This window comes from Clostridium sp. C8 (assembly GCF_001010885.1).
GTDB lineage: Bacteria > Bacillota > Clostridia > Clostridiales > Clostridiaceae > Clostridium > Clostridium sartagoforme.
In genome coordinates, this window is sequence record NZ_LBMX01000042.1 from 139,084 (window position 1) to 146,190 (window position 7,107).

Below are 7,107 nucleotides of genomic sequence, written 5' to 3' on the forward strand. Positions count from 1 at the left end.
AGCTTTAAAGCTAATAGCTATATTAAATATATGAATAAACTCATATAAATGTTACATATAAAATTATGTTTTTAAATTTTAAACTCAATAATATTTATTGGATAATGTATAAAATAAGGATAGGGTTTTTGTACTGTTATACAATTAAATAAAGTGGAAATAAATTATATAATAAACATATGAAGTAAAAGTTAAAGAAGTTTTGGAGGTATATAAGTGGAAAAGAAATATAGTTATGGAAGAGGTTCTTTTAAAACAATAGAAGCTGGTAATGAACTATCTTGGATGATTGGAAATGGTATAGGCGGATATGCAAATTCAACAGTCGCAGGAGGAAGTGCTATTATGCATCATGGATACTTAATAGCAGCTTTAAATCCACCAGTTAATAGATTTTTAATATTAACTAAAACTCAAGAAGAAGTAGATATAAATGGAAGAAGGTATGATTTATCTTCTCAACAATATATAAATACATCTAAAAATGGTCATGAATATTTAGAAAAGTTTATTTTTGATTCAATACCAGAGTACCATTATAGAGTAGAAGATGTTAAAATCAAAAAAAGTATATCAATGGATTATGGACATAATACAGTAGCAATATGTTATGAAATACAAAATGGTATTGAAGATTTAAATTTTAAAATAATACCTTTATTTAATTACAGATTATCAGGAGAATCTATTGAAAAATCAAATTTAAGATTTGATAAAGTTATAGAAAATAATAAACTTATATTAACGCCAGAAAAAAATAAGGAGTTAAAAATAAGTTTTTACACATCACAAGGTGATTACTATGACAGAAGTTTAATACCAACAACAATGGCAACTCCAAATTATTTGTTTGAAGAAAATCAATATTATATGATAGATAATAGAACTGGATTTTTAGGGGTGGACAATCACTATACTCCATATGAAGTAAATATAAATATAAAAGCTAAAGAAATAAAAAAGTTTTATGTTATATGTACATTAGAAAACGAAATAAATAAGACAGGATTTGAAATAGAAAAAAAGTATAAGAATAGGATAAACACTTTAATAGAAAAAGCTGGATACAATGATAATTTTGCAAATAATCTTGTTAAAGCTGCGGATCACTTTATAGTTGATAGAAAAAGCACTGGACTTAAAACTATATTAGCAGGATATCCATGGTTTACTGATTGGGGCAGAGATACTATGATTGCTTTTGAAGGGTTAGTATTATGCACAAAAAGATTTGAAGATGCTAGAGAGATATTAGAATCATTTTCTAAATATGTAAAGAATGGATTAGTACCTAATTTATTTCCTGATGCTAATACTGAACCTTTATATAATACAGTAGATGCATCACTTTGGTATTTTCAAGCTGTTTATAAATATCTAAAATATACTGGTAATGAGGAAGATTACAAATTTATAGAAGAAAAAATATATGATAAGTTAGTAGAAATTTTTAAGTCATATTCTAGTAAAACAGATTTTTCTATAGGAATGGATGAGGATGGATTAATTTTTGCAGGATCAGGTTTAGATCAAGTAACATGGATGGATGTAAGAGTTGGAGATATTGTGGTAACTCCAAGACATGGAAAACCTGTAGAAATAAATGCTTTATGGTATAATGCCTTATGTATAATGGAAGAGCTAAGAATTAGATTTAATAAAGAAAATTTATATTATAAAGAGTTATCACTAAAAGTTAAAGATTCTTTTAATAAAAAATTTTGGAATAAAGACAAACAATGTCTTTTTGATGTTATAGATGAAGATGATGATAAAATTCGTCCTAACCAGCTATGGGCAGTTTCACTTCCATTTTCAATATTAGATAGAGAAAAGGAAAAACAAATAGTAGATACTTCCTATAAACATTTATATTCTACATATGGATTAAGATCACTTTCATTTATGGATAAAGAATTTAAAGATAAATATATAGGTGAGTTATTTAAAAGAGATTTAGCTTATCATATGGGAACTACTTGGGGGTTCTTAATTGGACCATTTATTACATCTTATTGCAAAGTTAATAATTATGATGAAAAAGCTATAATAAAAGCAAAAGAAATGCTGTCAGTATTTGAAGATCATATGAGAGATGGATGTATAAATGGTATAGCTGAAATATTTGATGGAGAATTTTCTTCTACAAGTAGAGGATGCTATTCTCAAGCATGGAGTGTTGGTGAAGTATTGAGAGTGTACTGTGATATAAATAAATATTAATATATAAAACTGCTAAAGATAAAATATATTTTTGGCAGTTTTTTATAAATATTTAATATACAGAAAAATGTAAGAAAATTTACAATATATTATATAATTATGTTACAATGTAAATATGTTTTTAAGAAAGGTTAGAAAATATGAAAAATTTATTCAAATTATCGAATATTATATTTAGTGCAGCAATAATAATAAGTTTATATGGATTCTATAAAATATATAGAATAAAACAAAATATTTTTTATGGATCGTGTCCTATTGAAGATAATAGACCAATACTATATTCAGGTATACTTCTTATGATACTATCTATTATTATATCTTACATAGAAGATTTAAAAATAAAGAAACGAATTAAATATTAATCATACTAGAGATAAGTAAGGAGAAAAAGTTGAGACAACGTATTAAGGGTAAATTCATAAAAAGGAAACTTAAAGTTTTTAGTAATGCTTACAAAGATATAATAGACTTTTATAATTTAATAAGATTGAATTATGTTGTAGAATTGAAATTAGGAAAAGATTATTTAGATGAAAAAGGCAATAATCTTGCTGAAATTTTAGAAAATTACTTTGTTAATGAAGGATATGATATTATAGTAGAGTGTTATATGGAAGGTGAAAATTCATATTTAATAATTGATTGTGAAGATGAAAAAGAAAACATGTGGAATATGGTTAGTTTTATATATAGATTATTAGTTAAATTTAATATTGAACATGAAATAATATGGTAATATCAATATGATAATACTTTATTATTTTGATATCAATAATTTTGTAATTAAAAACAAAGTAAACAAGCTATTTTAATAAAGTTTAGTTATCATTTTAATATTTTATATAATACTTATTAAGTTAAACAAAATAGAAATATAGTAAAAATTGATGAAAAAATATGAATTATAGAGCTTTTTAAAGTTTGGCATATTTATTGCTTGAATAATATATGAAACTTTAGAGGCTCTTTTTATTTAGTTACAAAGAAAACATATATATGTAAAAAATTACAATAAAAAATTTAAACGATTACTAATAAAGTGCAAAGGAATAATATTATTATCAAAATGAGAAAAATTTTCGTTTTGATAATGATTACATATTCTCGAGTGATGATTAAGTTAATAGATTTACATGAGGGGGAATATATAATTATGTTAGAAACAAAGAAAAGAAAAAGTAAGAGTACTTCACTTTTTGATTTAGAGGGAGTACCATCTCTGAAAAAAGCACTACCATTGTCATTTCAACATTTATTAGCTATGATAGTTGGAAATGTAACACCAGCTATTATAGTTGCAGGAGTTTCAGATTTAAGTGCAGCTGATAAAATTCTTTTAGTCCAAGCGTCGATGTTTATGGCTGGTATATCAACTTTATTACAATTATATCCTATTTGGAAATTAGGATCAGGTCTTCCGGTAATTATAGGAATTAGTTTTGCTTATGTGCCTACTCTAACTGCTATAGGAAGTGCATATGGAATAAAGGCAATTTTTGGAGCACAATTAATTGGAGGTATTGCGGCTGTTATAGTTGGAGCTTTCATAAAGCCTTTAAGAAAGTTATTTCCACCAATGGTAGCAGGTACAGTTGTATTTACTATAGGTTTATCTTTATATCCTACAGCTATTAAATATATGGCTGGAGGGGCATCAGCAAAAGATTTTGGCGCTCCTATATATTGGGTAATCGCACTAGTAACTCTTGCTGTGGTGCTAATTTGTAATAATTTTGGTAAGGGATATATTAAGCTTGCATCTATTTTAATTGGAATTATAGTAGGATATATTTTTTCAATATTTTTAGGACAAGTAAAATTTGATGCAGTTTCTACTGCAGCATGGGCACAATTACCAACCGTTAATCATTTCGGATTAGAATTTATACCTTCCGCCATAATATCTATGGTTGTTATATATGTAGTTAATTCTGTACAGGCAGTAGGGGATTATTCAGCTACAACAGCAGGAGGACTTGATAGAGTTCCAGAGGATAGAGAATTATCTGGTGGAATAATTGCAAATGGGTTAATAAATATCATTGGACCATTTTTTGGAGGCTTACCAACAGCAACCTATAGTCAAAATGTTGGAATAGTTGCTATGACAAAAGTTGTTAGTAAATATGTATTTGCTTTAACTGCTGGATTTATATTAATTGCTGGATTTATACCTAAATTTGGAGCAGTTATTACAACTATACCACAAAGTGTTTTAGGAGGAGCCACAATTACGGTTTTTGCTATGATAACTATGACTGGTATTAAACTAATAATACAAGACGAGCTTTCAGGAAGAAATTTAAGTATAGTAGGACTTTCAGTTGCGCTTGGTATGGGAATTACACAAGTTCCTGGAGCGTTAGATGCTTTTCCAAGCTGGGTAAGTATGGTGTTTGGAAGTTCTCCAGTAGTAATAACAACACTGGTTGTAATACTTTTAAATACAATACTTCCAAAACAAAGTATTGCTCAAGAAGAAAAAGAAAGAAAAGAAATGGAATAACTATATACAAGGGATTATATGCCAAAGTGCATATAATCCCTATTTTTATAATTTCTTTACATCGGATTTCGATTGAACATATATAAGTTTATGTTAATCTTGATAAGAGTAAGGTCATAAGAAAATTTACATATGTTCAATTTCTTATGGCATGAAAATTGCTTAATATACAAGTAGTAAAAATATTTTATAGTTCTTACTAAATAAAGGGTAAAAGAGGTGTTTAGATATGCCATCTATATTGAAAGAAATTCAGAGTGCTGTAATGAAATATGCCAATATAGTAGAGAAAATACTTATGGTAGATGTTGAAGTAGTTGATGAAAATCTAATAAGGATTGCAGCAACAGGAGCCTATAGAAATAGAATAGATAAGGATATATCAAAGCAAGGATATGCCTATAGAGAGGTATTAAAAACAGGAGAATTTAAAGCTATAACAGAGCCAGGCAAAGACAATATATGTAAATATTGTATTAAAAGAGGAAAATGTGAAGAAGTATTTGAAATGAGTACTCCAATAAAATTTCAAGGAAGAATAATAGGGGTTATAGGATTAGTATGCTTTAATAAAGAACAAAAGCATCAAATACTAGCACGATTTGATAATTATAAAGCATTTATGGAGCAAATAGCAGAGTTTATAAGTACTGCAGCTTATGAAAATCTTCAAAGAAAAAGAGAAGGAACCGTTGTAAAATCATTAAATTTAATAATAGATAAAATGGATCAAGGTGTAATGGTCCTAAATAAAAATGATAAAGTAACTCATATTAATTCTAAAGGGGTAGAACTTATAAAACATGTGGATAATTTTTTTGTATCCAAAGTAGTTATAGAGCCAACAGGGGATAGCTTATTTCAAATGGAAATATATAAGGTATCAATAGACAATCAAAGCTTTCAATTTATAGGAAATATTTTTTCTATGGAGCTTAATGATAATCAATTTGATAAGATATTTATTTTTAGAGATTATAAAGGATTTAGAGATAATATTTCAGAATATACGAGTATTAAAAAAGTTATAAAAACAGAAAACATATTAGGACAAACGAAGATAATGCAAGATCTTAAACGGAAGGTTAAAAAAATTGCACTCTCAACATCAACAGTTTTAGTAACAGGAGAAAGTGGAACTGGAAAAGAAGTATTTGCTAGAGCTATACATAATGAAGGAAATAGAAAGGCTAAGGCTTTTATTGCAATAAATTGTGGAGCTATTCCAGATACTTTATTAGAAAGCGAATTATTTGGATATGTAAAAGGTGCTTTTACAGGCGCTGATCCAATGGGAAAGATAGGTAAGTTTGAACTTGCAAATAAGGGAACTATATTTCTAGATGAAATAGGAGATATGCCAATTTATCTTCAAACTAAGTTGTTGAGAGTTCTTCAAGAAAGAAAAATAACTAGAGTTGGGTCTAATAAAGAAATCGATATTGATGTAAGAGTAATTGCAGCAACCAATAGAAATTTGAAGGAACTTATAAAGGAAAATAAGTTTAGAGAAGATTTATATTATAGATTAAATGTAATACCTTTTGAAATTCCTCCTCTACGAGACAGAATAGAAGATATTGATTTATTAATTGATTTTTTTATACAAAGATATACAAATTTGTTAGATAGGAATTTTGATTCAATAACAATAACTAAAGAAGTTAAAGAAGCCTTTTACAAATATACTTGGCCAGGAAATGTTAGGGAACTAGAAAATACTATAGAATTCATAGTTAATATGATAGGCTCAGACGGTATAATAGATAAAGATGTAATACCAAAAAATATTTTATCAAGTGAAAAACTTGATATATATTATAATACAAAGGAAATTGTACCAATTAAAGAGTTAGAAGAAAAGGAAATAAGGAAAGCTTTAGAATTATATGGGACAAGTACCGAAGATAAAAAGAAAATCGCTAAAAAACTTGGGATAGGAATAGCAACTTTATATAGAAAAATAGATGAATACAAATTATTAAAACAATAAATCATATTTTATAAAATAAATAATAAGATTAAGAAAATATAATTACCAAGATAGAAAAATAGACTGATAATCTCAATTGGTATCAGTCTTTAATAATATAAAGTGTAAGTTATAATAATGAATAAAAGTAAATATATACAAATAAAAAAATAAAAAGTAATTATTGAAAAAATATAACAAAAGTAATAAAATTTAATATAATACCCCTTTGAAAACAGTTACAAAATTAAATATATAAAATAAGATATTTATTTTAAAAAATATATATAATTTATTAAAGAATAGAAAGCGAGGTGTAGTAATTAAATATAAAATAGTGATATATAATAAAACTAAAATAGGTTTAATTTATTTAAATTATAGGAATCTGTTAAGCTGTTAT

General features: G+C 26.3%; 5 protein-coding genes. All 5 read left to right on the plus strand.

All coding sequences use genetic code 11. From position 1 onward, the window contains the following. Positions 1-216: 216 nt before the first annotated feature. The 5 genes from AAT22_RS06565 to AAT22_RS06585 all read left to right on the plus strand — a co-directional run bounded on the left by AAT22_RS06565 (position 217) and on the right by AAT22_RS06585 (position 6,725). A complete protein-coding gene (locus tag AAT22_RS06565) occupies positions 217-2,223 on the plus strand; it encodes an amylo-alpha-1,6-glucosidase (protein ID WP_047000626.1) in 2,007 nt (668 codons plus the stop codon). A 140-nt stretch (positions 2,224-2,363) separates the two neighbouring features. Then, entirely contained in the window at positions 2,364-2,588 is a 225-nt protein-coding gene (locus tag AAT22_RS06570) for a hypothetical protein (RefSeq protein WP_047000627.1), read from the plus strand. Positions 2,589-2,617: 29 nt separating this feature from the next. Beyond that, positions 2,618-2,962 carry a hypothetical protein gene (locus AAT22_RS06575; protein WP_047000628.1) on the plus strand — a complete coding sequence of 115 codons (345 nt, stop codon included), beginning with the start codon at positions 2,618-2,620 and terminating at the stop codon, positions 2,960-2,962. A 417-nt stretch (positions 2,963-3,379) separates the two neighbouring features. Continuing rightward, positions 3,380-4,732 carry a nucleobase:cation symporter-2 family protein gene (locus tag AAT22_RS06580; protein ID WP_016206608.1) on the plus strand — a complete coding sequence of 451 codons (1,353 nt, stop codon included), beginning with the start codon at positions 3,380-3,382 and terminating at the stop codon, positions 4,730-4,732. 229 nt (positions 4,733-4,961) lie between these two features. Then, positions 4,962-6,725, plus strand: a complete 1,764-nt coding sequence (locus AAT22_RS06585) for a sigma 54-interacting transcriptional regulator (protein WP_016206609.1) — start codon at positions 4,962-4,964, stop codon at positions 6,723-6,725. Positions 6,726-7,107 lie beyond the last annotated feature (382 nt).

Excerpts from the sequence above, each read along its gene's own strand:
- AAT22_RS06585 (WP_016206609.1), top strand. The coding sequence starts at position 4,962 with ATGCCATCTATATTGAAAGAAATTCAGAGTGCTGTAATGAAATATGCC.
- AAT22_RS06580 (WP_016206608.1), top strand. The coding sequence starts at position 3,380 with ATGTTAGAAACAAAGAAAAGAAAAAGTAAGAGTACTTCACTTTTTGAT.
- AAT22_RS06570 (WP_047000627.1), top strand. The coding sequence starts at position 2,364 with ATGAAAAATTTATTCAAATTATCGAATATTATATTTAGTGCAGCAATA.